Annotated in this window: 23 protein-coding genes and 1 pseudogene; 14 read left to right on the top strand and 10 right to left on the bottom strand. The window is 69.2% G+C overall.

Annotated features, from left to right (window positions below):
- Positions 1-636 (top strand): hypothetical protein (locus ABT300_RS27150; RefSeq protein ID WP_351680727.1); only part of this gene is annotated, 636 nt, incomplete at its 5' end.
- A gap of 466 nt (positions 637-1,102) precedes the next feature.
- On the opposite strand, the gene ABT300_RS27145 is transcribed toward ABT300_RS27150, so the two are convergent.
- The 4 genes from ABT300_RS27145 to ABT300_RS27130 form a co-directional block, all read right to left on the bottom strand.
- Entirely contained in the window at positions 1,103-1,714 is a 612-nt protein-coding gene (locus ABT300_RS27145) for a hypothetical protein (protein ID WP_351680725.1), read from the bottom strand.
- 518 nt (positions 1,715-2,232) lie between these two features.
- Positions 2,233-2,742, bottom strand: a complete 510-nt coding sequence (locus ABT300_RS27140; RefSeq protein ID WP_351680722.1) for a DUF2690 domain-containing protein — start codon at positions 2,740-2,742, stop codon at positions 2,233-2,235.
- A gap of 61 nt (positions 2,743-2,803) precedes the next feature.
- Positions 2,804-4,012 carry a hypothetical protein gene (locus tag ABT300_RS27135; RefSeq protein WP_351680719.1) on the bottom strand — a complete coding sequence of 403 codons (1,209 nt, stop codon included), beginning with the start codon at positions 4,010-4,012 and terminating at the stop codon, positions 2,804-2,806.
- Positions 4,013-4,066: 54 nt separating this feature from the next.
- Complete coding sequence (locus tag ABT300_RS27130) at positions 4,067-4,375, bottom strand: hypothetical protein (protein WP_351680718.1); 309 nt, start codon at positions 4,373-4,375, stop codon at positions 4,067-4,069.
- Positions 4,376-4,890: 515 nt separating this feature from the next.
- On the opposite strand from ABT300_RS27130, the gene ABT300_RS27125 reads away from it, so the two are divergent.
- The 3 genes from ABT300_RS27125 (at position 4,891) to ABT300_RS27115 (ending at position 6,959) form a co-directional block, all read left to right on the top strand.
- The gene (locus tag ABT300_RS27125) at positions 4,891-5,676 is read left to right on the top strand and encodes an AraC family transcriptional regulator (RefSeq protein ID WP_351680716.1); all 786 of its coding nucleotides are present in this window, start codon (positions 4,891-4,893) and stop codon (positions 5,674-5,676) included.
- Positions 5,669-6,148 (top strand): hypothetical protein, encoded by a 480-nt coding sequence (locus ABT300_RS27120; RefSeq protein ID WP_351680713.1) that lies wholly within the window; start codon positions 5,669-5,671, stop codon positions 6,146-6,148. Before ABT300_RS27125 ends, ABT300_RS27120 begins: the two co-directional genes overlap by 8 nt.
- Positions 6,149-6,647: 499 nt before the next feature.
- The gene (locus ABT300_RS27115) at positions 6,648-6,959 is read left to right on the top strand and encodes a hypothetical protein (protein ID WP_351680711.1); all 312 of its coding nucleotides are present in this window, start codon (positions 6,648-6,650) and stop codon (positions 6,957-6,959) included.
- A gap of 289 nt (positions 6,960-7,248) precedes the next feature.
- Here ABT300_RS27115 and ABT300_RS27110 read toward each other — a convergent pair whose 3' ends face one another.
- Positions 7,249-9,360: a WD40 repeat domain-containing protein gene (locus ABT300_RS27110; protein WP_351680708.1), complete on the bottom strand. Its 2,112-nt coding sequence runs from the start codon at positions 9,358-9,360 to the stop codon at positions 7,249-7,251.
- A 233-nt stretch (positions 9,361-9,593) separates the two neighbouring features.
- Here ABT300_RS27110 and ABT300_RS27105 point away from each other — a divergent pair, with 233 nt between their 5' ends.
- Positions 9,594-11,672: a hypothetical protein gene (locus tag ABT300_RS27105; RefSeq protein ID WP_351680705.1), complete on the top strand. Its 2,079-nt coding sequence runs from the start codon at positions 9,594-9,596 to the stop codon at positions 11,670-11,672.
- 18 nt (positions 11,673-11,690) lie between these two features.
- Here the strand turns inward: ABT300_RS27105 and ABT300_RS27100 are convergent, their stop codons facing one another.
- The gene (locus tag ABT300_RS27100) at positions 11,691-12,053 is read right to left on the bottom strand and encodes a hypothetical protein (protein WP_351680702.1); all 363 of its coding nucleotides are present in this window, start codon (positions 12,051-12,053) and stop codon (positions 11,691-11,693) included.
- Between the two features lie 206 nt (positions 12,054-12,259).
- On the opposite strand from ABT300_RS27100, the gene ABT300_RS27095 reads away from it, so the two are divergent.
- Both ABT300_RS27095 and ABT300_RS27090 read left to right on the top strand, forming a co-directional pair.
- Positions 12,260-13,108 (top strand): class I SAM-dependent methyltransferase, encoded by an 849-nt coding sequence (locus ABT300_RS27095; RefSeq protein ID WP_351680700.1) that lies wholly within the window; start codon positions 12,260-12,262, stop codon positions 13,106-13,108.
- A gap of 297 nt (positions 13,109-13,405) precedes the next feature.
- Positions 13,406-13,798, top strand: a complete 393-nt coding sequence (locus ABT300_RS27090; RefSeq protein WP_351680697.1) for a hypothetical protein — start codon at positions 13,406-13,408, stop codon at positions 13,796-13,798.
- A 61-nt stretch (positions 13,799-13,859) separates the two neighbouring features.
- Here ABT300_RS27090 and ABT300_RS27085 read toward each other — a convergent pair.
- A pseudogene (locus tag ABT300_RS27085) lies at positions 13,860-14,156 on the bottom strand (hypothetical protein); the annotation flags it as partial.
- 845 nt (positions 14,157-15,001) lie between these two features.
- Between ABT300_RS27085 and ABT300_RS27080 the strand changes: the two are divergent.
- The 4 genes from ABT300_RS27080 (at position 15,002) to ABT300_RS27065 (ending at position 20,073) form a co-directional block, all read left to right on the top strand.
- Positions 15,002-15,874 carry a class I SAM-dependent methyltransferase gene (locus tag ABT300_RS27080; protein WP_351680693.1) on the top strand — a complete coding sequence of 291 codons (873 nt, stop codon included), beginning with the start codon at positions 15,002-15,004 and terminating at the stop codon, positions 15,872-15,874.
- A gap of 355 nt (positions 15,875-16,229) precedes the next feature.
- A complete protein-coding gene (locus ABT300_RS27075) occupies positions 16,230-17,540 on the top strand; it encodes a hypothetical protein (protein ID WP_351680691.1) in 1,311 nt (436 codons plus the stop codon).
- A 98-nt stretch (positions 17,541-17,638) separates the two neighbouring features.
- On the top strand, positions 17,639-19,006 hold the full coding sequence (locus ABT300_RS27070; RefSeq protein ID WP_351680688.1) for a radical SAM family protein: 1,368 nt from the start codon (positions 17,639-17,641) through the stop codon (positions 19,004-19,006).
- Complete coding sequence (locus tag ABT300_RS27065; RefSeq protein WP_351680685.1) at positions 19,003-20,073, top strand: aminotransferase class I/II-fold pyridoxal phosphate-dependent enzyme; 1,071 nt, start codon at positions 19,003-19,005, stop codon at positions 20,071-20,073. Before ABT300_RS27070 ends, ABT300_RS27065 begins: the two co-directional genes overlap by 4 nt.
- A 49-nt stretch (positions 20,074-20,122) precedes the next feature.
- Here ABT300_RS27065 and ABT300_RS27060 read toward each other — a convergent pair whose 3' ends face one another.
- Entirely contained in the window at positions 20,123-20,722 is a 600-nt protein-coding gene (locus ABT300_RS27060; protein ID WP_351680682.1) for a hypothetical protein, read from the bottom strand.
- A 270-nt stretch (positions 20,723-20,992) separates the two neighbouring features.
- On the opposite strand from ABT300_RS27060, the gene ABT300_RS27055 reads away from it, so the two are divergent.
- Positions 20,993-21,364 (top strand): hypothetical protein, encoded by a 372-nt coding sequence (locus tag ABT300_RS27055; protein ID WP_351680680.1) that lies wholly within the window; start codon positions 20,993-20,995, stop codon positions 21,362-21,364.
- Positions 21,365-21,396: 32 nt separating this feature from the next.
- Here the strand turns inward: ABT300_RS27055 and ABT300_RS27050 are convergent, their stop codons facing one another.
- The gene (locus ABT300_RS27050; protein WP_351680677.1) at positions 21,397-21,993 is read right to left on the bottom strand and encodes an NADPH-dependent F420 reductase; all 597 of its coding nucleotides are present in this window, start codon (positions 21,991-21,993) and stop codon (positions 21,397-21,399) included.
- Between the two features lie 40 nt (positions 21,994-22,033).
- Positions 22,034-22,867 (bottom strand): inositol monophosphatase family protein, encoded by an 834-nt coding sequence (locus ABT300_RS27045; protein WP_351680674.1) that lies wholly within the window; start codon positions 22,865-22,867, stop codon positions 22,034-22,036.
- 132 nt (positions 22,868-22,999) lie between these two features.
- Here ABT300_RS27045 and ABT300_RS27040 point away from each other — a divergent pair, with 132 nt between their 5' ends.
- Together ABT300_RS27040 and ABT300_RS27035 are read left to right on the top strand one after the other, a co-directional pair.
- Positions 23,000-23,899: a LysR family transcriptional regulator gene (locus ABT300_RS27040; protein ID WP_351680671.1), complete on the top strand. Its 900-nt coding sequence runs from the start codon at positions 23,000-23,002 to the stop codon at positions 23,897-23,899.
- Between the two features lie 50 nt (positions 23,900-23,949).
- Positions 23,950-24,142: hypothetical protein (locus ABT300_RS27035; protein WP_351680730.1), on the top strand; the 193-nt coding region annotated here is incomplete at its 3' end.

Below are 24,142 nucleotides of genomic sequence, written 5' to 3'. Positions count from 1 at the left end.
CTGGACGCCAAAGACGCCTTGAGCGAGAACGGTTCGGCCAACAAGCGCTTCGAGTCGGCGGTCAAGGCTGCTCAGACCTGCGCCAAGCTTGCTTTGGGCCGGGCCGAGGCAACCGAACTCATCCCAGCCCTCCTTGACAGCCTCAAGCTCGTACCTGAGATCGTCCAATCCCAGATCGCAGGGATCAGCAACATCCTGACCGGCGGAAAACATAAGCTCACCAGCGTCTTCGTCGATCTGAGCCGTTTCGATTCCGCTGCAATCATCAGGGCAGAATATCAGGGGACCTGGCAGGCTCACCGTCGCAAAGTCGTCATCGAAGCGAACGGCTCTGGAAGATACAATTGGTCCCCCTTCTTGGACTATGACGACCCCAGCAATGACCCGCCGTGCGCCACCGCCCAGCCCAGGGGGTGCGAAGCCAGTTTTCGACTCACCGTCACACCGGCCGGGGCGACAGCTGAAGTCACAGCCTCCAACGACCTCAAGGAATGGCCGATAGGCCGCACAGTACGGGTTTCCAGCAATGTCGGAGCCGACACAATAGTATTCGGCACCGATGACAATGTCGATTATGACGGAGCTGGGAGCAACGAATTCTGCGGCCCTCGTGCCACCCGGTACTGCGGAGCCTGACCCTCGCATAGTCCGGGTGAAGCGGTCGGCCTGGACAGCGAACCCGGCTGCCCGCGCAGCCAGAACGCGGAGGCAGCCGAGCTCATCTGTTTGCGCGTCAGACGCAACTGCCACCGGCCTCGCTCCGCTCACCGCCAACTGCACGCATTGCGCGGACACCCTACGATGCCGGCACGGCCGGGCCGCCTCCCCTTCCCTGTCGGGTACTGCTGGAGCGGGCGGCCACGCCGACTGAGGGGTTCCCGGGCGGGACTCCGCAGCTGCGCGCAAGCAGGGGCGGGAGCGCTGCCGCGACGCGCAAGCGGAGTGCCGGCCGCGCTGACCCCCCGGCCACGCGCCCGGCCCCGGCCCGCCCCTTCCCGCTCTCCTTCCTCGCCTGAGCGAACTCGCCGAGGTCGGCCGGCGCAGGCTACCTCCGCCCCCGCCCTGCGGGGTCAGGCCTTCCTCAAACGCAGACCGAGTTAGGTCAGCCCGCCCACCGGGAGTCGAGCGCGATGGCCTGCAGACGGTCGAGCGTGAGCGGGGGCTGCGGTCGCGTCACCTCACCGCCCTCGGCGTAGGAGTTCACCTCCTGGACGATGACTCGGCGACCGTCGCGGTGGAGGGTGTCGACCAGCCACACCACGGCCGAACCACCCTTCTCCGACGCCCGCTTGGCCCGCTTCACCTGCGTGCCGTCGGCGAGGGTCAGGGCTCGGCACTCGATGTACGTGCCCTCGCAGCCCATATGTCCTTCGAGGACGTCGCCCATGTCGTGCTGCGAGTTCACCCCGATCATGCTCTTTCCGTGGCCGTCGTCCCAGACCAGCGCGCCGTAGCCTTCCTGGCCCTGCTGGTCGGAGACCTTCGCGCCCTTGGGCAGCAGGGACTTCAGCACCCGGATCATCTGTCGGCCCGACAGCGGCGTGCCCGAGTCGGAGCGCGCGAGGGACGAGGACGAGGCCCTGACCTCCGCGTCGGCGATCCGCGGAGCGGCGGAGGCCTGCGCCGCCGTGCCGAGTCCGAGAGCCAGGACGAGGCCGGCGGCGACGGCCACGCCGCGGCCCGGACGACGACGTGCGGGAGTGCTGCTGTTCATACGGTGACTTCCTTCTCTGTCAAAAGGTGAGCGAACCCTGCGTCGCGGGACGGCGCAGGGGTGGGGCTTCGAACACCGTCCCGGCATACAGACGCAAGGCGGTGGCTTCTCGTGCTGCCGGCGCGGCGGTCGTGCCGTCTCGGCCGGTGCGACGTCCACAGATTCCACGACAGCGGGGACCCTCGACAACGGTCACCGCACCACCCGGGACGATGGAACCATCCCACCCCTGTTGACCTGGGAAAACAGGGGTCCCTGGGATGCTGTTCCGGGACGCGTAGGTGACTCCCGCGGTGTCGGCCGGCCTGCCGTCGGGGCTGCGGAATCAGTGGTAAGTCAGTGTGTTGAGGCTGATGGCACGAACGGGCGGTCAACCAGGTGCGGACCTACGACCCGCTGCGGTCGTTCGGCGGCCCGTGGCCAGCGGCGGAACGCTCTGATGACGCTCGTGAACGAGCTCGTCGGAGCTGCGGACGTCGGTCAGGACGTGTTTTCGCGGTTCATCGCTCTCCTCGGGCTCAGCCGCAGATCTGCCGTCCCCACTCCCCGTACGGGTAGGCCGTGGCCACTCCTGTGTCGGCGTTGCCGGTGCCGCAGGAGCGGGTGTTGGGGGTGTAGACCATGAGGCTCCACTGGTAGGGCTCCCCTGCGGCCACGTTGCCGCGGCCCACGGTCAGGGCCGGGCCGTCCGAGCCCGCGGGACGGGTGATCTCCGCCTTGTTGCGGCAGGGCTCACCGCTGCAACGGGTTTGGTTGGAGTAGACGCGGATCCATTGCGTCATGCAGGTGTTGCTGTAGCGCATCTCGATGGTGCCGGCCTGACTGGTCGTGTTGGGCAGGTAGAGCGGCGCGGAGGCGAGAGTCTTGGCGTTCGAGGCACAGCCTGTGGCGGCCGGGTCCGCGCCGTCATAGGGGCTGGCTGCATGGGCGGCGGAGGCGCCCTGCCATGTGAGGACCGTCGTGCAGGCGGCCGCGGCGAACGTCATCGCCAGCGTCTTGCGGCGGCGGCTCCTGTTCAGTGAGAGCATTCGTGCACCCCGTTCTGATCGTCGTGTTTCCAGTCATGTGCTTCTGGCCCTGGTTGCACTGCTAATCCGGACTTGAGCACAGTGGGACATCCGGCAATCGATTGTCCGGATGGCTTATGTAGATGTTGGAGATGTAGCCGCCGTACTGGGGCAGGTACGCCCACCAGTCGTTGGCGTACGGGGGCACGGAGACGGACTGGCCCTTTTTCTGGCAGCCCACCAGTACCTCGACCCCCGCGGGCAGTCGCGTCAGTGCGTTGTCACCGATGCGTGGTTCACTGCGGACGACGACCTCCGAACTCCATGTCCCATACCATTTTCCGGACGGCGCGACGCCACCGGGAACATTGAGTGAACGGGTCAGTCGACCGATGTCGGTGAAAGCCTTCCCATACGAAGTACCGGGCTGGTGCAGTGTGTAGACGGCCACGATCGAGCGGTCGCCGACGCCGACGGTGCCAGTGGAATGCAGGGCGGGACGGGTCAGATCCACGGCAGCGGCGGCGGGACCGACGCCGGCCGCCGCCCTGGGCGAGACCGGGCTCGTGGGGCCGCATGTGCCCTTCGGGTAAGAGTCGCCCGACCAGCCCTGCTTCACGGCCCAAGGCCGGTTGAAGGCGCCGGCGATCCCGAAGTGCTGGTCGAATTTGTCCGACGCGCAGCGGGTCGACTGACGAAGGTTGTCCATGATGAAATTGCGTACGGGCGCGTGGGCCTTTTCCAGGATGTAGCGGTAGATCGTCACCGTGTCGCGGGCCGAAATGGCTGTGTAGCCCCAGAAGTTCGGGTCGCCAGGGGGCTCCGTGTCGCTCAGCCCGAGGTTGCCGCGCATACGGGTGACGATCGATGAATAGCCGTGGCTCGACCAGTATTGACTGGCCGCGTCGTCATCGCTGCTGCGGAGCATGGGCTCCAGCCAGGCACGGTCGGCGGCCGGAACGACGTCGTCGGAGCCTCGGTTCCAGAAATAGTCCAGAGCCATCAGCAGTTTGACGATCGAGGCCGAACGGAACTGCATGCTCGGGTTCAGTTGCTCGGTGAAACCACCGGTCTGACGATCGAAGACGGCGATCCCGGCGGTGACGCCGACGGGCACGACGGCACTTGTTCCTCCCACGGCCGCGGTGTCGTCGGGTCGTGATGGTGCGGCCGCGGCCGGCGGGGAGAGCGCAATGCCGATGAAAGCCACGGAGAGAAACGCGGTGACCGTGGCGAGAAGGCTCCTGCGCCTGTGGCCCGCGGCGACCTTGAGGGGAGCAGTGGAACGCATATCGTCATCGACCCTTGCTACCGGCAGTTCGTGATGGAGTTCACGGGGTTCCAGTCAACGTGGTAACCCTGCGAAGAGAATGCGGGAGGTATGTCCCACCAGCTCAAGTCCCTGAAGTACAGCCGTGGAACGGTACCGGTGGTCTGATTGTTCATCCAGGATCTGGTTCGGCGAGACCTGCTTGCCTCTCCCCTGCAGCTTGACCGGATAGTCGTCGACCTTGGCCTGCAATGCCGCGGCCTTGTCTGTCGACAGCCCGGCTGCTCGTGCCTGCGCCGTAAATGCTGCGTCGGTCGAGGACGCGACCGCCGCCCCCTGCGCGCCTGCCCCTATGAAGAGCCCCATGACCAGGGCAGTGATCAACCACCGAATGCTCACTCGCAACTTGAATCCCCCTGCTTCTACCGGGCCGCCTTGGCCGCAGCCCGCTCGCAAGTACTGCACACCCTTGCCGGGTTTGGCCGTACGTGCGGATCGACTGCAGCATATGAATGGCGGACGACCGCTTGCTATCCGTTCTCCGCCGACTGGTTCGCGCATATCGGATTGCCGGGACGGCGCCCATCCGCCACGGCCCGGTAGGGCAGGGCCCGGCAGAAGCAGACCTCCGCTCGCAGCAGGACTTCCGGGAAGGATGGGACGGGAGAGGCGAGTTGGCCTGCTGAGCCGCAAAACACCAGGTCACCAGTCATGGGACCGTGTGACGGAGACTGGTGAGGAACGGTCATGGTTCCGTCACCTTCGCCGCGCGGAGCGGTCATGCACCGCTGTGAACCTCCTGTGTGTCCCCGCGACTGAGCCGGGGAGAAGGAGGGGCTCAGACCGTGTCAGCACTGCCCGTTCCGCCCAGCCGCGTGCGCCGAGCACGGGGCCGTGGCGTGGTCCTGCAAACCATCACCGTGGAGACCTACCGCGCGTTCCTCGCGTCCTCCGCCGCCACCGCGCGCGGCACCGGGTTACCGCAGGGCCCGTCGCTGGCCGCCGTCAAGGAGGGCTGGCGCGCCCAACTGCTCGGTTGGGGAACGGATCCGGAGGCAGGTGCGCTCAGGGGCGTGGCCCTGGTGCTCCTGCGGCAGGCCCCCGGCACCAGCGATGACGTCGCCCAACTCCCCGAAGGGCCCGTAGCCGTCCGGCGTTTCGCCTCGGCCCTCGCGGACGGCGACTCCGTAGTGGCCGAGTGGCTGGAGACCGCGCATGTCTCCGCGCAGCTCGAACAGGTCCTTGTGCACAGCCTGGTGGATCTCCAGCCGCAGGACCCCTCCGACGTCCTCCCCCCGCACAGCCGTCCGGCCCTTTCGAGTGCCGTGCGACGGGCCATGGCGTACTGCGAGGACCACGCGGGTGAACTGGTGTCGGTCACGGACATGGCGGCGGCGGCGCGGGTCAGCCCTCGTACCCTCCAGGACCGCTTTCGGACCGACCTCGGGACCACCCCGGCGGCCCACCTGCGGCGCGTAAGGCTGGAGCGAGCGCACCAGGACCTGCTGCGCATCGCGGACGGTTCCGCGTCCGGAACCGTCACCGACGTCGCTGCGCGCTGGGGCTTCACTCACCTGGGCCGGTTCGCCGCCTACTACCGTGAGGCGTACGGGCAAGTGCCGTCCCGCACCGCGGAAAGACGCCAGAGTCCGCCGCCTCGAGGAGTGCAGCGGCCCCGTGTATGACCTGATGGACGCCGGCGTGGGTCAGGAAGCAGGCCGGCTGTCACTCCTCTCGCAATCGCGCCCATGTATGAGTGTCGAGACCGTCATGAGGTCCCTGGCGGGCGAGCTCGACGCCGTCCCGTCCCAGAGCCACGATCACCGGACGGACTCCCCGACGTCCGGGCGGAGTTACCCACACGGCAATGAGCCTGCGCTGCTCGGGTGCCTCGATGCGACGGCCGCCCAGGAGAACCTGACGCACGTCTCGCCCGAGTCGCAACGTGACGCAACTGATCCACGGGGCAGCGGTGATGGAGCCCGGAGGGTCAAGTCTGCGGGTGAGACTGAGTACGCCACCGCCGTCATGAACTTCGAGCACATCGGCATCGGCATCGGCAGGACCGTCCTCGCAGCCGCTACTGCTGTTGCCTCCCACGTACCGCCACCGCTCGCCGAACCACTCCAGAAGTGCAACGCACTCGCGGGCCCGTGACGATTTGGGACGCCACACGATCCAGATCCCGCCGACACCGGCAGCGTCGTCGACGTCAGCCGACACCACGCTCACCACACGCCGCGGCATCCACCACGGTTGCGGCGCGTCACCCGCCAGCGACCGCTGCACCACACTCCGCAGGAAACACTCCCGCCCAGAACCCGCCCACCCGACCTTGCCCCATGCCTGCATGTGTATCCGATACCCGGTGCCCGGGACATCAGGCCGCAGCCACCTCACCAGTCGGTCAACGCAGCCCGCCCGCTCCGGGCGGGAGGTCTCCTCCCGCTTTCGGGACTGACAGACGAGAAAGCAGGAACCGGTGCGTCAGTTGCTGGGCGCACGTCATCAGGTCGATGGCGCCGCCCTCGACACGTCGACGCCGAGCCGCGACAAGGCGCACCTCCTCAGCAGCTCCGCACCTGCTCCCTGCCCTGTTCGGCGGTTCTCTGCCGGGGCGGTACGGATCCATGTAGCGTCAACGCCAGGGGATGAGATGAACTTCGACGAGAACGAATCACCGTCTGTTCGAGAGGCACGCTTCGCGGCAGAACGAGCTGAACGGAGAGCGGCACGCAAGGCTGCGTCGCTCGACTCGCGGGGAGCCCATATCGGTGCCGCTGTCGTGACCATCGCCCTGGTCGTCCTCGGCTGGTTCGGCAAGCTGCTCGCTCTGGGCGTCGTCAGTGGAGTTTTCGTGCTCTTGTTCGCCGCTGCGCTCACCTGGGCCTACGCAGACGGGGACCGTGGCAGGCACGCACTCCAGCGCGCCTACAACATCACCTTCGGATGGGGAGACGGCATTTGAAAGCCAAGGCCGAACCATTGGGGGCATGTTGACTGGCGACGTCGACTCGGTAGGGAGTGGTCCGAGGTGCGCCGATGAGCTGGGCCTCCCGTTGGTGCAGGCCTGAGTTCCACGACCCCGAGCTCGATACCACCAGCAGTGCTCCTACCGTCATCTGGAAAGCCGCGATTGATTGCCGCTAAAGGAAGGACTCTTCGTTTCCTGTGAGAGCTCCGGGCGTGGTCGGGGCGACGGAGCAGGGGGTGCGCAGAGGGACTGACCTCAGCGGTCACTCGGGTGCCGCGGCTTCTCAGCGGCGATGGGTCAGGACCGCTATGTCCGCGCCGAAGCCGACCACCAGCCGCCCGTCGGGCGCCACCGTCAGGCCCCTGACACGGGAGGGAAACGCGTGCGCGCCGATCTGCTGCCCTGTGCTTGCGTCCCACGTCCACACGGTTCGGTCGCCGCCGGCGACGACGACGGGGCGACCGTCCAGCATGCCGGTCGCCCCCGAGCGCACCTCACCGGTGTGGCCCGTCAGCGGCGGTGCCAGCAGCTCGCCCGTGGTCAGGTCCCAGAGATGGACGCCCTCTGTCCTGTCGCCGGTCAGAATGACGTTGCGGCCTTCGAGTTCCCCCAGGGCCAGGGCGCCCGGTCGCCGCGGCTGCACTCCGATCCATCGGCTCGCGGTCAAGTCCCAGACACGGCCTTCCGTGGTCACGCCGACGAAGCTGCCGTCGACCACCGCGAAGAGGTCGATGGAGGGGCTGGTGTATTCGCTGGTCGATCGTCCGTGCAGCTCTTGACGGGTGGTCAGGTCCCATATACGCACCGTCCTGTACCGATCGTCGCGCGTGAGGAGGGTAAGCCGTCCGTCCACCGTCCCCGCCGCCAGGAGGTCCACGCCGGCGGTGTGGCCGGTCAGGGGCTCACCGAGCTGTCCCTCGCCGCCGAGGTCCCAGATCCGCACACTCGTGTCCGAGCCGCCGGTGACGATGACGCGACTGCCGTCCACGTCGGCCGTGATGAGCCCTGTCACGGAGCCGGCATGACCCGTCAGCCTGCCGCCACCCGTCCCCTTCTCACCGTCGAGGTCCCAGATGCGGACTGACCTGTCGTCGCCTCCGGTGACCGCGAGCTGTCGTCCGTTCACCACCGCCGTCGCCGTTCCCCGCACGGCCGCCTCGTGACCCGTCAGCGACGGCTGCAACGGCCGGAGGGTGGCCAGGTCCCACACGCCGACTGCTCCATGGCCCGTTGCGACGAGCGCGGCGGGACGGTCGGCGAGCACCGTCACGGCCGCCGTTTCCACGAACACGGCCGCGGGCTCACCGACCAACTCCCGTGTGGCCAGGTTCCAGACGTGCACCTCGTAGGCGTTGGCGCTGACGGCGATCGGGCACCGGCACTCCGGATCCGCCACCAGAAAGTGCGCCGCGGCGTTGACGTCCAGACTGACGCAGCGCCCCACATCCCCGTCACCGTCACTGTCGCCTTCCACCGTCCGGTCGGACGCCCCCTCCGCGAACACGGGAGGCTCCTCGGGAGGTTCGCCCAGGGGGCCGAACTCCCGTCCCGTGATCAGGTCCCACAGTCGGACGGTCTCCTCCCCCGTGATCAGATCCGTCGCCGCGAGTTCCTTCGAATGGCTGGTGACGGCGACGGGACGGCCGTCGACCACCGCCGTCGCCAGAGCGGACACAAAGCCGGTGCGGATGGCCAACGGTTCAGCGTGCGGGGAGAGCGTGGCGAGATCCCACACTCTCACCACGTCGTCGACGCACGCGCCGACCACGACCGGCCGGCCCTCGACCAGTCCCGCGGCCAGCGATTTCACCCAGGAGTCGGCGTCGGCGGAGCACATACCGACCAGTTCTCCCCGCGCCAGGTCCCACACTCGGACGCTTCGATCGGAACCGGCGGTCACCGCGACGGGTCGGCCGTCCAGCACCGCCGTCACCAGCGCAGCGACGGCCCCGGTGCGCGCGGACACGGCCTTGCCGAGCCGGCTGCCCGTCGCCAGATCCCACGCGTGCAGCGTGCCGTCCCGACAACCGGCGACAGCGATACCACGGCCGCCCACGACCACGGTCGCCAACGCGCTCACCTTGGCCGGCACCGGCAACGCGTAACGCAGCCGGCAGTCCAGGTCGCTGCCGGTAGCCCACTGCACGACCCAGGGGTCGTCCATCCCCTGGCGGACTGCGACCTGGGCGATGTCCCTCGCCAGTTCTCGGTTCCCGTACCGGGCGGCGTCCAGCGCCAGTACCTGCCGCCGCACCCCCGCGCCGGCGTCACGGTGCACATGCCCCGACGTCCGGTACACGGCAGCCGCCAGCGTCTCCTCCTGCCCGTCAGCGCCGTCCAGGCACGCGAGGATCAGCTCCGGATCCCCGTGCACCAGCCATCCCGGATCGGTCAACCGGCCTCCCGCCGCCCCACTGTCACGGGCCGGACCGCTGCTTCGGCGTTCACCAGACATGACCGGCATGGTAGCCACGCCACCCTCGTCAGCCACCGGGGCACTCACTCCGGGGAGGCGTCTCCCGCAGCAACACAGGCCAAGGGGTCGTCGGTCGGGTGACGAGCGGAGCGGAAAGCTGCCGGACACCAGGCTGCCTCCTGATTGTCAGTGCCGTCTGCGAGACTCGTCCCATGATTCCGAAGCTGCCCTTGGACAGCCCTCGCTGGCGTGGTTTGGACGGTGTGAAGGCCGAGGAGGTGCAGGTGCTCCTGGAGCAGTTGGCCTCTGCCGGTGCCACCGGGGGCAGCGACGCGTGGCGGCGCACCTGGGCGGATCTGTCCGGCGGCCTGTTGGACGACGGGGTCGTCGCCGACGGGGCCTATGCGGCCCTGCCGCATCTCGTCGAGGCGGCAGCGGTCCTGCCTCCGGAACAGACCGTGGAATTCTGGGTGGACCTCGGATTCCTGGTGACCGCCGATTACCGGCCACCCGTCCCGGCCGATCTTGAGGCGGGCTTCGGCGCCGCTCTGCGGCTGGCCGAGCGGGCGGCCGCCCGGAGCCTCCTCGCCGCCGATGTTCCCGGACCGGTCTGTGCGCGACTCGCCCTCTCCTGCGTGGCCTTGGCCGGACACCACATGGGCGAGGTGCTGTGGCAGTTCCCGGAGGAGGGGGAGAGCGAGCTCCTGTTGTCGTGTCCCGCGTGCGGAAGCGAAACGGAGCTCCCCGACTTCTGCGTGGACGCGGCGCGTCCGCCCTTCGATGCGTCACTGCTGCCTGAACCCTCCACCCATGTCCGGCAGGACGGACATCCCTGGAGCGAGGCCGCCGCTGCCTTGCGGGAGGAGGCCCTGGGGGAAGACTGGGAGCCTTTTCTGCGGGTGGCTCGCGACGTGGCGGCGCAGGGGGTCTCCTACGAAACGCCAGGACAAGCCGTCCTGTGCCTGGTCGCCGGCATCGTCGCGGTCAGGGGCACGCCGCAGCGGGCCGCGGGGGAACTGGCCCGCCGGCTGATGTCCCTCACCGGGCACTTCGACTGCTGGGACTGCGAGCGGACGTGGACGATCGCGGACGGCCTGGCGGAGAGCCCGGACGGTGCGCTCTCCCCACACCGTCCGGATCGGGTCCCGGCGGACTCCGACGGGGCGGCGGCCACAGCGCAAGCGGCGGCGGCGACGGCGACGGCGACGGCGACGGCGACGGCGACGGCGACGGCCGGAGGAACCAGCCGAGCGGCGCCCCGGTTCCGGCAGGAACAGAACGCGGTGATCACGGCCGACGGCACGCTCTGGGGCCGTATATCGGTGTTCTCCGATTCCGTGCCCGGTTCGGCCGGAGGTGTCGACGCCCTGGCGGTGGTGTCCCGCCCCGGTCGGCCGACCCTCGTGGCCGGCGGCGGGGACAAGGGCGTGGTGTGCCTGTGGGACGCGACCGACGGCCGACTCGTCCACGACCCGCTGCCAGGGCATCCTGACGCCGTCCGCTCGATGACGCCCCTCCCGCTGCTCGACGGCCGCGTTCTCCTCGCAAGCGGAGGCGACAGCGGGACGATCGCCGTCTGGGACCCCTTCACCGGGCAGCCGGTGCGCGCACCTGCCGGCGACCGGCCCGGCGGGGTGACCGCGATGTGCACCGCTGTCGTCCCCGACGGCGGCACCCTGCTCGTCACCGCCACCCCACGAGGCGCCGTCCGAGTGTGGGAACCGGACACTGGTGAGTGCGTCAGCCGCCTCAACCCCTACGGCAGTCCGATCCGGTCGATCACCGCCGTCCCGATCTCCGCCGACCACACTCTGATCGCCGCCTCGGACACCGCGGGCCGCGTGCACGTGTGGGATCCAGCCGTCGACGACCCCTGGGAGAGCGGCGCGGCCGTGCAACTGGACGCACGGGCGCTCGCCGGTGCCGACCACCAGGCGGCGGCCGTGGAGGCTGTCCTGACGCCCGACCGAACCATGCTGGCCACGGCAGACGGCCTCGGTGTCGTCATGCTGTGGGATCCGGTCACCGGCGCCCCGGTCGGCGACGGTCTGCCCAGCTCCACAGGCACCGCCGGCCCGCCGCTCATCACCGCCGCCACGCCGCACGGCGGCCGCACGGTCCTGGTCGCCGGCGCCCGTCACGGTCACCGGCTGCGGCTGTGGGAACCGGAGACCGGCGCGGTGCGGCACATCGCCCTGGAGGTGTCGCCCACCTGCCTGGCGACCGCGGGCGCGGACCTGATCGTCGGACATGACCGCGGAGTCCTCAGCCTCCCGCTCACCAGACAGTGAGCGCGATCGGCCCCACGTTCAGAACACCATGGCGTAGACGGCGGTTCCCAGGAGGAGGAGGGCCAGGGCCAGGACGACCGTGCAGGTGAGACGGAACCGGAATCTGCCCCAGTACTCCGCCCGCTGACCTTCACGGGTGTCGGTGCGCCAGACCGCCGGGATGTCGACGCGACCTTCGGCGATAGCCGTCGCCGCCCGCCGCGCGTCACCGGGGTGGTAGGAGTAGTAGGTCGGCGCCGCCCCGTACGTGCCCCGGCTCTCCCCGCCGTACCGGCGGACGCGGACATCCGCACGATGAGCGGCGCCCGGCAGCCAGTCCTCACGCACCGGCCACAACGCGGCGACCTCCCGGCTGTCCAGCCAAGGCTCCTCATCGTCCACTGACTCGGGTACCCCCGGATCCGGCGTTCGCGGCATGCTTCCCCCTCGCTGCGGCAAGCCCCCAGTACACACCCGCCGCCCGGCATGCCGACAGAGTGCCTGCGATGGGTCCCGATCATCGATCCCCGGCTGACCGTGAATGAAGGCGGCAATGAACATGCCTCCGCTCAGCAGGCCCTTTGCCATGGGTCATCTAGGCTGACGCGGTGACTGGTGACCAGGAGCGGGTGCAGCCGTCGGGTGTGTGGGCCACGGCGGTGGGAGTGGCCAGGGTGCGGGCGCTGGAGACCGAGCGGGAGAACGCGCTGTTCCAGGACCCGCTGGCACGGGCTTTCGCCGCCGCCGGCGGATTGTGGCCCTCCTCGCCGCCGCCGGGTGACGAGACCGGGCGACGCCGCCGACTGGCCGTGTCCTTCTCCATCGTCATCAGAACGAAGTTCCTCGACGACCTGTTGCAGCAGGCCTCCGCGTCCGGGATCCGGCAGGTCGTCCTGCTCGGCGCGGGCATGGACAGCCGGGCCTTCCGGATGGACTGGCCCGAGGGAACAAGACTGTTCGAGGTCGACACCGCCGCGCCGCTGGACTTCAAGGCTTCAGTGCTGCGCCAGGAACAAGCCGTCGCACGCTGCGAGCGGATCACCGTCGCGGTGGATCTGCGTGAGGACTGGCCCGGTGCGCTGGCCGCCGCAGGGCACGACCCGGCGGCGCCGACCGTGTGGATCGCCGAGGGGCTGCTGATCTATCTGCCTGAGGACGCGGTGGAGCTGCTGCTGGCCCGGGTCAGCGCTCAGTCGGCGACAGGCAGTCGGATGGGGCTGACGTGGGGCTCACGCGGCGTCATCGAGCGCTTCGGCGCCGACGCCACGCCGGGGTCGGCGGCGTCCATGTGGGTCTCGGAGATGCCCGCCGACCCGGTGGGCCGTCTGGCGGAGCACGGTTGGGAGGCCGACTGTCACACCCTGCGCGAGCGCGCCGCCGCCTACGGCCGCCCGATCACCGCCCCACCCCAGCGCGAGGAGCAGCCCGGCGGCCTGATCTCGGCGGTCCGCCGGTAGAGCGGCTCCCGGCCCCAAGTGCGCATCAGGAACGTTCGCTTCGTTGCGGTCTCCGGCCCGGGACTGAGGGACGGTTGAAGGCCACGTGAAGCGGACCGAGAGCCTTGGCCTCCAAGAGACCGGCGCTCCTCGCCGTTGCTCAGAAGCTACGTCTGAGCCCTGCATCACAAGCCCGAGATCGTAAAAAGGATGCCCTCGCGCTCTCTCCCCCGAGCGAGGGCGTGCCGTGTGGCTGACTCAGGAAGCAGGGGTCCGGCGGCACAACAGCCCCATACCCCGCGCCACTATGATCTCGCGGTGAAGATCTGGACGAACCCCCCTGCCAGGGCCGACGTCGAAGCGGTCGTTCGCGGCTACTTCAGCCTGCTTCGAGCCGGAAGGATCCCTGAGGCCGAACAGCTCATCGATCACTACCCGGTCCGGCACGTGCTCAAGTCGCTGTGGACCGGCTCCGTCGGGGCGAGCATCGATGAGGACGAGGCGAGCGGCAGCCCTACTCCCGATGAGTGGGAGCAGGACCTGTCCTGGCTCGGCGAACTCGATCTCGCGGACTTCCGCTGGGGCCACACCGGCAGCCATGTCAACGTCGACATCACCTACCGCGCGCAGAGAATCGAGGTGGAACTGGGATTCCGGGTCAGACCCACCGATGCCGGCTGGGTGCTCACAGGACCGGGCACCTACTGGTAGGACACGTGAAAGAGCAGCACGATCGGTGTCAGGGAGATTGTTCCGCTGGCGGACCATCACATGTGTCGATCAGCGGGGGGGAGTTGTCGCAGACGATCGCGATCCGCACCGTCCGGAGGGGCGAGGGTGCGCAGGCGGCAGCGGCAGAACTCCAGGAAGTGAGTGCGTGCTTCAGCGGACTGATGTGGCCGTAGAGCTTGTCCTTGGCCAGGTCCAGGGCGGCGAACGGGTGCCGTGTCCCGCCGTAGCGGTTGTAGGTCACCCGGCTTCGGCGGCGAGGCTCCCGGTCGGGATCCTTGTGCCTGCCGCCGCGCTCGGCCCACTGCCGCCCTGCGTGCCGCATCAGCACGCGCGGACCCGGCCGGCTTCTATCCGCAGCCTCTCATCGGCTGACCCCTTGGCCGAGACGGAACGGCGTGCCGGGGCGTGCGGGCATCCATCCCTGGCTCAGAGCACTGCGGACACGGGCCCGGACCACTCCCGGCACGATGGGGGACATCGAGTGCGACGGCCCCACGACAAGAACAGAGCCCTGGGGATCGACGTGCTGGACCACGAACGAAGCCCCCAGCCCACCTCTGCAGGACACACACTCCGAATCCCTGCGCACCTGCCACCGGTAATCAGCGCCGTCCACCGTGATCAGCCGTGAGTGTCGCTGGCTGAGAGCCATCTCCAACCTCCCTGTCAAAGCTGCGTCCAGCCAAGACGGAGTCCTGCACACCGCCAAAAGAGGGGCATCATAACGGGGCGAACGTTGCCTGGTGCGGGGCCTGTGGACTGGAATCAGAATGAGGTCTCTGGAATTCCAAGGCGGCGTGTCAGTGGTCGCAAGCGAGAGTCCCGACCAGGACCATGACCAGCACCGCCGCCGCCTGCTCTGGCGGCGCGATTGGCGGGGCCCCGGTACCGTCTTCGTAGCCTGGCAACGGGGTTACCGGTTCCCGGAGTTGCCGCGACCTGCGGCCGCCCAGTGAGGCCGGGGTCTGGCGGTCTGGGCCCGCTTGACGAGGGAGGGTATGTCGTGGCCGGTCTCGCCACGGGACTTCCGCAAGGATGTCGGTCGCTGCCCGATGGGTGCGGGCCGCACGGCCTGCGACCGCATCCCCCGGAAGGCTCGCGCACGGAAGGCTTCTCGGCCGATGTCCCCGAACCGGTCGGCCGGGAAGCATCGACGACACAGATCAGGACCGGAGACGTTAAATGGCTGCCGAACACACACCTGACGGCATGGAAGCCCGCGAGGACCGTGCCGACGCCGAGGAAGGACTCGCCGCCAACCGGGCCCTGTGGGACGACCTCGCCGAGTTCCACGGAACGGATCCCGCGGACCGGTCGTATGACGTGGAGTCCTTCCTCGCCGGCGGGCAGACGCTGCGCGGACTCGAGCGGGAACTCGCAGGCGACGTGGCCGACAGGGATCTCCTCCACCTGCATTGCCACTTCGGGATGGACACCCTGAACTGGGCTCGCCTCGGCGCACGCGCCACCGGCGTGGACTTCTCCCCCAAGGCGATCCGACGAGCACGCGAACTGGCGGAACGGGCCGGTCTGGAAGCGGAGTTCGTGGAAGCGGACGCCCAGCGTCTCCCGGACGCTCTCGCCGGCAGGTTCGACGTGGTCGTCGCCACCTACGGAGTCCTGTCGTGGATCGGGGACCTCGACGCCTGGATGGGCGGCGCGGCGGCGGCGCTGCGGCCCGGCGGCCGACTGGTGCTCGTCGACCTCCACCCCGTCTTCCAGACGGTACTCACCTTCGACCCCTTCGTGGCCGACTGGCCCTACGGCGGCGGCGCGCCACAACACGACGCGATGACGGGCACCTACGCACACGCCGACGCTCCCACGGAGCCGAAGAAATCCACCCAGTACCCGTACTCGGTCGGCGAGATCGTCACGGCGGCCGCCGCGGCCGGACTGGTCGTGGAACGCCTCGGCGAGCACACCGAGACCGAGACCGACGGGCGCCACATCCTGCCGCAAGGCCCGGACGGTCTCTATCGGTTCCCCTTCAGCGACACCTACCTGCCCATCCTGTACTCCCTCAGCGCGGTTCTCCCGGCGCCGGTGATCTGACGTCGCGCCCGGACCGTGGGCCCAGTGGACTCTCTGCATAGCGGGTTGTGCATTCCCCGCCAACGACAGGGGGCGGTCGGCGGATCATGATGGTGGTCGCCGCGAGAGGCACACGGGCGGCTGAGCAAGTAACGCTAATACAGGGCTCGTTGCCTGACGACGCCGTACGTCCCGTCGAACCTGCCCCGGCTGTCCGTGCCTGCCCCGCGCACGGGCTCCTTGTGACAGGATCCGTCGTCGGCCACGTCGGCCACTGCCGACCGCAGTCGAAGCTGCCTCAACTTCCGTTCTAACAAGGGTCCATAGGATGCGTAGAAACGGCCTGCGAGCCGCAGTGGCCACCGTTTGTCTGGCGGTGGCCACACTGTTGGCGCCGGCGAACGCCGCTGAGGCGGCCCCCGGCGACAACCCCGGAGCCCTGACCGCGCTCACCTCGTCCGCGGAGTTGGCGAAGCTCCGACTGGTCGAGCACCGCGTTCCCACCTCCTCGCTCGACAACCTGGCCGACGAGATGGGCACGTCCCGCGGGGTCGACCAGGTCCTCGCCAGCGCCAACCACACGATGCGCAACGCGGCGGCCTGCTCCGGCACGGAGACCGCCGCGCTGCCGGTGAAGCCGACCGCTCAGGTCGCGTACTGCTGGGACACCGGGGACGCGGTCACCCAGGACTGGCTGCCGCAGTCCGTGACGTCCTCCGGGGACGCGGACAACGACGGCGTGTGGGGCGACAACAAGGTGATCCTGTCCGGTTGGGGGCAGAACGGCACCACCACCACCGACCACATGGGCCGTATCGCGTTCATCGACGCCAACAACCCCAGTGCGTTCAGATACCGCTGGGTGCTGCCCGTCGTCCCGCTGAACGGCGGCACCGACTACCGCGCCCTCAAGACCCACATGGGCGGCATGGTCTGGTACCAGGACAAGCTGATCGTCACGTCCTGGGAGAAGGACGCCGACAACAACGTGATGTACGTCTTCGACATGAAGCGCATCCTCCAGGCGACCGTCAACAGCTCGGCCATCGGCAAGGTGAGCGGCGGATGGTCGGCAGGCGGCTACCAGTACGTGATGCCGGCCATCGGCTCCTACAGCCTGGCCGGCGGGGCCTGCAGCTCCGCCAACGACGACTCCCTGCCGTGCTTCGGATCCATCTCACTGGATCGCAGCAGCACTCCGGACAGCCTGGTCGCCACCGAGTGGTTCTCCTCCGGCGGCGCACAGCCGGCCCGCATCTGGCGGTACGACTTCGGCTCCGAGCCCGGCTACCTCGCCAAGGACAGCAGCGGCCGCGTGAACGCCTCGCAGGCGTACGAGACGAAGGCTGTCGGACTGCAGGGCGTGCTGTCACACAGCGCGACCAGCGGCGGCACACCGAACTTCTACGTTGACGACGCGCGCGGCGGCGTCGGCCAGCACGGCATCCTGTGGCGGCAGAACACCGGCGGAGCCAAGGCAGCCGCCAACTGCGGGCAGGACATTACGTATGCCTGTTGGGGCCAGCACACCGAGAGTATGTCGTACTGGTGGAGCACAGGTCAGGTGTGGACGCTCACCGAATGGGCGGCAGACCGCGCGGGCCACTGGTCCGGCGCCGATTCGGCGATTCCTCAGCGCGTGCTCTTCTCCGTGCCGCTCTCCTCGATAGACGCCTCTCTCAACTGACAGCGGCGTCGACGACGGATCGGAACGGCACACCGCGTTCCGATCCGTGAGCAGTTCGGGCCCATGTCATCCGGGGCCCGTTCATGCATGATGACGGGATGAACCATGGCGACCAGCGCTTCCACGTCATCGTGCTGTCGAACTTCGCGAAGGGCTTCGACAAGTACGCGTGCGCCTACGGCAAGGCGGGGATCCCGCAGAGCACCTATCCCGACCGCTTCCATCTGCTGACCCGTGCGGAGTTGGGAATCGGCGTCGGCAAGGCACGACTCCTGCTGGACCGTCTGGCCATTCCCGGAGACCGGCTGCTGGTGCTGGAGACCACAGTGGACCCCGACAAACTGGCGCCCAATGTGGCGACCGGCCTCGGCAGGGAACTGCACGAGGCCCGCATCCGGCTGTCGGCAGTCCACGAGCTCGACCACGTGGGCGAGGAGCACGGCGAACGCGGCGAACGCGATGAGTTCACGCTGCGCCCGACCACTGTCGAGGATGCGATGGCGGCCTCGCTGCCCCTGCAGGGGTCGGCACTGCGTCGCTACGCCGACACACGACCGCGCTCCGTGTCGATCCTGCCGGTCGCCTCCGCCTGCCAGGCCCGGTGTTCGTTCTGCTTCTCCTCGGCCTCGATCTCCAGCGACCAGGCGCCGGCACGGGTGCCGTGGGACGCGGTCGCCCACTGGCTGGAGCGCGCCCGTGCGGCGGGCGCCGAGCGGGCGGTGATCACCGGTGGCGGGGAGACCACCCTCATACCGTTCGAACAGCAGCTGCGACTGGTGTCCGCCTGCTCGGCGGCCTTCCCCAAGGTCGTCCTCATCACCAACGCGCACACCCTCGCCAAGGGCGGGCACGCTGACCGAGCCGACCGCCTCGCGGCGCTGAGCGGCGCGGGCCTCAGCGTGCTGGCGGTCTCCCGGCACCATCAGGACGATGTCGTCAACGAGCGGCTGATGATGCTGCGCACACCGGTGAGCTCGGTGATCGACGCCTGGCGCACGGAACGTGACCGCTGGCCGGGGCTGCGGATGAGGCTGATCTGCGTGCTGCAGCACGGTGGCGTCGCCGACGGGGCCGGGGTCGCCGACTACCTCTCGTGGGCCGCCGCCCTCGGCGTCGAGGAGATCTGCTTCAAGGAGCTCTACGTGTCCACCAGCACCGAGTCGCTCTACTTCGAACGCGCCGCCAACGTCTGGAGCCGAGAGCACCAGGTGTCGCTGTCCGTGGTCACCGGGTTCGCCGAGCAGCACGGCTTCGCGCTGGCGAGCCGCCTGCCCTGGGGCGCGCCGGTCTACCACGGCGACTGGGACGGACGGCCGATGCGGATCGCCGCGTACACCGAGCCCAGCCTGCTCTGGGAACGCACCCACGGGATCGCGCGCAGCTGGAACGTGATGGCCGACGGACGCTGCTTCGCCTCCCTGGAGGACCGGGCCAGCGAGATCGTGCCGGAAGGTGCGACGGCATGAGGTTCGAGGAGTTCCAGGAGTTCCGGCAGCGTGAACTCATCGGTTCCCCGTCGCTTCTGGACGCCGCCGAGACCAACGTGTACAGGGCGCTCGCGCCGATGCGGCCGGAACCGCCTGCCGACGTGAGCACGGTGCACCGGTGCGATCTCGCCCGTGCCTGGCTGCGGCGCTTTCAGCTGCCGGAAGAGTGGTCCGGTCACGCCATGGTCTGTCGGGGGGTCCGGCACGGGCTCAGTGTGGTGTTCCAGCGGCTGCACGCCGTGCAGGCGCGGCTGTGGCTGCCCGGCGACGTGTACCCGGTCTACTTCGAGCTGGCCCGCGCTGCGGGCCTGGAGCCCGCGTCCTACCCGACGCTGCCGACGCCGGTCCTGCCGAGCTCGCCGGCGGACGACCGGGCCGAATACCTGCTGCTCGCCAACCCCAGCAAGCCGCTCGGCCGCTACCTGTCCGAGGCCGAGTGCGCCGCGGTGATCTCGTGGCTGCGCGCATCGCCACGCCGCCGTGTGCTGATCGACAGCGTCTACGACCTGGGGGTCCCGTTCGCCGTCGGCACACGGCGACTGCTGGACACCGGTTGCGCGGTCCTGTTGCATTCGGTCACCAAGGGCTGGCTGTGGCCGCGCACCTTCGGCGTGGTCCTGCTGGGTCCGGAGCACGCCGGGCACGCCGGGCACGCCGGGCAGGCTGGACAGACGGAATGGGCGGAGTGGGCCGAATCGTTCCGGTCGGACTCGCCGACGCCGGAGCAACTGAGGCTCGCCGACCGACTGTTGACCGAGCACAGCGACATGCCCCGGCAAGTCGTCGACGAACTGGCGGCACGGGCCGAGCGGCTGTTCCAACGATTGCCGGACGACGTGATCGGGGCCATCCCCACGGCCAGCCGGACGTGCCCCGGCAACTACTTCTTCCCCGTCGGCATCCCAGCGGAGACACTCCGGCGTGAGTACGGCGTGCTCGCCATGCCGGTCAGCGTGTTCGGGGAGACCAGCTGGCCCGGCTCCGTCCTGACCAGCCTGGCCGACACGTTCGGCCCGGCGCCGGGCGATGGGCCGATGAACCGTTGAAGGGCGCGGCCGCCGCGATCTCGTGACCTCGGAGAGGGAGCGTCGACGTTCAGTTCTCCTGATCGGCCCAAGTCGCCGCGAATGCCCGCCGATCGGAGAAGCGAAGACCGGAGAGCATCCCCCGAGTGGCTTGACCGTTGAGCCAGCACACCTGCTCGGGGCCGCCGTCGCCGGTGTCGAACAGGCAGCACACTCCCCCGCTGTCGGCGGTGAGGTCGGTGAACGCCTTCCTGATGTTCACCGACCGCGCGAACGTGCGGCTCATTCCCGTCGTCGCCGCCCAGCAGTCCACCGACGCGTAGCCAGGGTGCAGAAGGGACTCGAACCGGATCACCGCGTAGATGTACCCGATCTGGATGCGCCCGTCGGCATCGGGGTCGGCGCCGCTCGTCTGCGCGTACTCACGCAGTGCGTCGTCGAGCTCGAACATGAGGGACATGTCGAGCTCGAGCGTGCTGCTCGTGGAGCAGTCGACCGGCTCGCTCTCGAATCGGGACGTGAACGGGAGGACGAGCCGGTCACCGCCGGGCAGGGTGACCTCCAACGGCGGCACGGCACGAGCCGGTGGCGCCAGCTCCGCCAGATTGGCCAACACCCTGCCGACGTTCCGAGGACGCACATAGATGTCGTAGCTGTAGGTGAGCCCCACATCTCCCCCTGTCCCAGACCGACTCACACCCTCTCACGCCCCCCGGGCGCTTCTCGCACCGATCCCTCATGGGACCGAGGCCGCCCTCTCGCCGTCGACCGCCAAGTCCGGCATCCGACATCCGGCGTCCCACTCCCCGTTCCCCAAGGTGATTCAGCGATTCAACGAGATCATGTGGAGTCGCCAGCCGAGACGCTGCGCCCTACGCTGGGAACATGGGCCTTGTCGGCCGCTCCGGGAGACTTCCAGGCACACTGATCAGGAGCGATCATGAGACGCGGCGGGCAGATTGACATCATCCCGAGCTGGACCCCGCAGACTGCTCAGATCGAGATCGAGTGGGAGGACACGGGGATCTCGGGCCCTCACCCGACGGACAAATGGTTCGGCACCATGGCGTTCATCGGCGGAGCGATCAGCCAAGAAGGGGTCTGGGAGTGGGAGCCCTCGGCGAAGACCCTTCACTTGTGGGTGCTGGTGCCGGGCGGTGAGGGGCACCGCCATCTGATCGCCACGCTCCAGCAGTTCACTCTGCCTCTGACGTCGGGCATGACGGGGAGCGGAACCCTGGCCCCCACCCTCGGGCTGCCGGTCGTCGGGGAACTGACACTGACCTGGCGCGGGCACGTCCACGGCACGTGACGCGGGTCGTCGTCCTCCGTCGCGCCGGGCTCTCAGCGGGTGATCGAGACGGCGAAGGGCGCGAATCCGTCGGCTCGGATCACGTGGGGCACGAACAGGATCGCGGCCTCCGCGGCCCGCGCGGTCACGATGCCGCCGAGGTCCGTGACCCACTCCTGTTGCCAGCCGAGGTCGGCGAGCAGTCCGCGTACCACCTGCTTGGCATCCGGGTCCGTGCCCGAGAGGAAGGCGGTCGGCGTCTGGCTGAGCGCGGCGGGCGCGGTCATCACCGTGTAGAGCATCGTGTTGAGCGTCTTGACGACGTGTGTGCCGGGGAGGGCTTCTTGAAGCTGCTCCGCGAGGCTCGAGCGGGGGTAGAGCAGGCCGACCGGCAGCCCGTCCGGTCCGTCGACGGTGGCGTTGGAGACGTCCACGAGAATCTTGCCCCGCAGTTCCTCGCGCAGCGCGACGAGTCGCTCCAGCGAGCCGGCGCCCGGGGTGGCGTTGACGACGATCTGCGCTGCCCGGACGGCGTCGGCGGCAGAGCCCGGTGAGCGGTCCGCCACGGTCACGTCGTGCCCGGCGCGGGCGAAGGCCAAAGCGAGGCTTCCGCCGACGCGGCCGTTTCCGAGGACGGCGATCATGGTCATGGTGATGTGATCCTTCCGGTGTCTGTGGTCGTGGTGGGAGTCAACGGGAGAGCGTGGTGACGGCTGCGGCGTGCACGCCGGGCGCGGCGGCCAGGAAGCTCTCGCTGTCCGGGGTCCAGGGTCGGCCGTCGGCGTCGGTGATCTGCCCGCCGGCCTCGGCGACGAGCAGCGCCCCGGGAAGCAGGTCCGCGCGGGCTCCGGCGTACTGCCAAAAGGCGTCGATCCGGCCTGCGGCCACGTTCAGCAGGTGCAGGGTGGCGGGCACGGACGTCCGCACCACGAGCGCGTCGAAGAGCATCGCGGTGATCGAGGAGCCGATGCGCCGTACGACCCCCTCGTCCTCGTCCGGCCTGGCCTGGCTCGTGGCGACGAGGCTCAGGCCGAGGTCTGTGGTCGGGGACACGTGCAGCGGGCGGCCGTCGAGGTGGGCTCCGGCGCCGGCGAGTGCGGTGTAGGTCTCACCGGTCAACGGCACGTGCACCGCGGTGAGCACCGGCTGGCTGTCGCGTACGAGGGTGGCGGTCACCGCCCACTCCGGCAGGCCGTGCAGGTGGTTGACGTTGCCTTCGGCGGGATCCAGGACCCACCATTCGCCGGACGGCAGGGCCCCGCCCGCAAGCTCGTCCTCCACCAAGCGGGCCTGTGGGCGCAGGAGTTCGAGGCGAGGGCGCAGGATGTCGAGGGCCAGGTCGTCGTTGGCGGCGAGCGCGCGCATCAGCTCTTCGCGGGTCCGGTAGCGGACCACGTCGCCGAAGCGCTCCAGCAGCGCCGAAGCCGCCGCGCGCACGGCGACAGCGGTCTGCGTGAGCAGGTCGGCGTCCGAAGCGGAGTCGGCGGCTGCAGGAATTTTGGTGGTCTGCATCGAATCGGGCATGGCGGTGCTCCCATCTGAAAGGGCGTGGTGAGGCGGACCGGGCGACCTGTGTTCTCTCGCGCCCGCACCTCGAAGGTAGGAGGGCGCATCATTAACTACAAGTGCATGTAAAGCACGCCTAGGATGACTCCCATGCAATTGGACTTGAACCTGCTCGCTGCGCTCGATGCGCTCCTGGAGGAAGGCAGCGTCGCCGGAGCGGCTGAGCGCCTGCATGTCACCGCTCCCGCGATGAGCCGAAGCCTCGGCCGGATCCGGCGCACGACGGGGGATCAGATCCTGGTGCGCACCGGGCGCACGATGACTCCGACGCCGTACGCGATCGCCGTCCGGGAGCAGGTGCACGAGCTGCTGCAGCAGGTCCGGGGCGTGCTGGCGCCGAGTCGCGAACTCGACCTCGCGGCACTCGAGCGCACCTTCACACTCCGCTGGCACGATTCGCTCGTCGGCTTCGGCGGCCCCGCGCTCCTTGCGGCCGTACGCGAGCAGGCACCCGGCGTGCGCGTGCGGTTCATCGCCGAATCGAGCACCGACACCCCCGCGTTGCGTCGCGGCGAGGTCGACCTGGAGGCGAACGCCAACCGCCCGACCGCACCCGACATCCGCACTGAACGAGTGGCGGAGACCCGGCATGTCATCGTGGTGCGACGTGGGCACCCGCTCACCCGGGTCAAGGCCGTCACCGCCGCGCGGTACGCCGCGGCCGAGCACATCACCGTCTCGCGGCGCGGGAGGCTCGGCAACGCCCTCGACGACGCTCTCGCGCGGCTCGGCCTGAGCCGACGTGTCGTGGCGTCCGCGCCGACCGAAGCAGCCGCGTTCGCGTTCGTGCGCGGCTCGGACCTCCTCGTCACGGCGCCCGAATCGACGACGCGTTCAGCCGCCGCGGATCTCGGGCTGACCCAGCTCCCGCTGCCGCTGGAACTGCCGTCGGCCGCGGTGTACCTGTCATGGCATCAGCGCTATGACACCGACCCCGCACACGTCTGGCTGCGCGACCTGGCGCGGACCGCGTTGACGGCCTCGACGTAGCCGCGCGACTGGGCGCGGACAGCCGTGCGCTGCGGGTCGCAGGGACGCCGATGCCATTCGATGTCACCGAGCTCGCAGATGTCGCCCCTCTCGCCGATGTCACAGACATTGCCGGGATCGCGATGTGCGCGATGTGCGGGCCCTGCTTGGTCGCCGTCTCCAGCGCGTCCCAGGCGTCGATCTGGGCGCCGGTGCGCGCGTCGGTCAGCACGGTGCGGGCGACCGGGTTGCCGAGCGTGTCCA

Source organism: Streptomyces sp. NPDC001027 (assembly GCF_040299045.1).
Lineage (GTDB): Bacteria > Actinomycetota > Actinomycetes > Streptomycetales > Streptomycetaceae > Streptomyces.
The sequence above is the reverse complement of the archived record's forward strand: the minus strand, read 5'-3'. Positions and strand labels throughout refer to the sequence as shown.

Excerpts from the sequence above, each read along its gene's own strand:
- ABT300_RS27140 (WP_351680722.1), bottom strand. The coding sequence starts at position 2,742 with ATGCTCTCACTGAACAGGAGCCGCCGCCGCAAGACGCTGGCGATGACG.
- ABT300_RS27135 (WP_351680719.1), bottom strand. The coding sequence starts at position 4,012 with ATGCGTTCCACTGCTCCCCTCAAGGTCGCCGCGGGCCACAGGCGCAGG.
- ABT300_RS27105 (WP_351680705.1), top strand. The coding sequence starts at position 9,594 with ATGATTCCGAAGCTGCCCTTGGACAGCCCTCGCTGGCGTGGTTTGGAC.
- ABT300_RS27080 (WP_351680693.1), top strand. The coding sequence starts at position 15,002 with ATGGCTGCCGAACACACACCTGACGGCATGGAAGCCCGCGAGGACCGT.
- ABT300_RS27040 (WP_351680671.1), top strand. The coding sequence starts at position 23,000 with ATGCAATTGGACTTGAACCTGCTCGCTGCGCTCGATGCGCTCCTGGAG.
- ABT300_RS27050 (WP_351680677.1), bottom strand. The coding sequence starts at position 21,993 with ATGACCATGATCGCCGTCCTCGGAAACGGCCGCGTCGGCGGAAGCCTC.
- ABT300_RS27115 (WP_351680711.1), top strand. The coding sequence starts at position 6,648 with ATGAACTTCGACGAGAACGAATCACCGTCTGTTCGAGAGGCACGCTTC.
- ABT300_RS27045 (WP_351680674.1), bottom strand. The coding sequence starts at position 22,867 with ATGCCCGATTCGATGCAGACCACCAAAATTCCTGCAGCCGCCGACTCC.
- ABT300_RS27070 (WP_351680688.1), top strand. The coding sequence starts at position 17,639 with ATGAACCATGGCGACCAGCGCTTCCACGTCATCGTGCTGTCGAACTTC.
- ABT300_RS27055 (WP_351680680.1), top strand. The coding sequence starts at position 20,993 with ATGAGACGCGGCGGGCAGATTGACATCATCCCGAGCTGGACCCCGCAG.
- ABT300_RS27065 (WP_351680685.1), top strand. The coding sequence starts at position 19,003 with ATGAGGTTCGAGGAGTTCCAGGAGTTCCGGCAGCGTGAACTCATCGGT.
- ABT300_RS27145 (WP_351680725.1), bottom strand. The coding sequence starts at position 1,714 with ATGAACAGCAGCACTCCCGCACGTCGTCGTCCGGGCCGCGGCGTGGCC.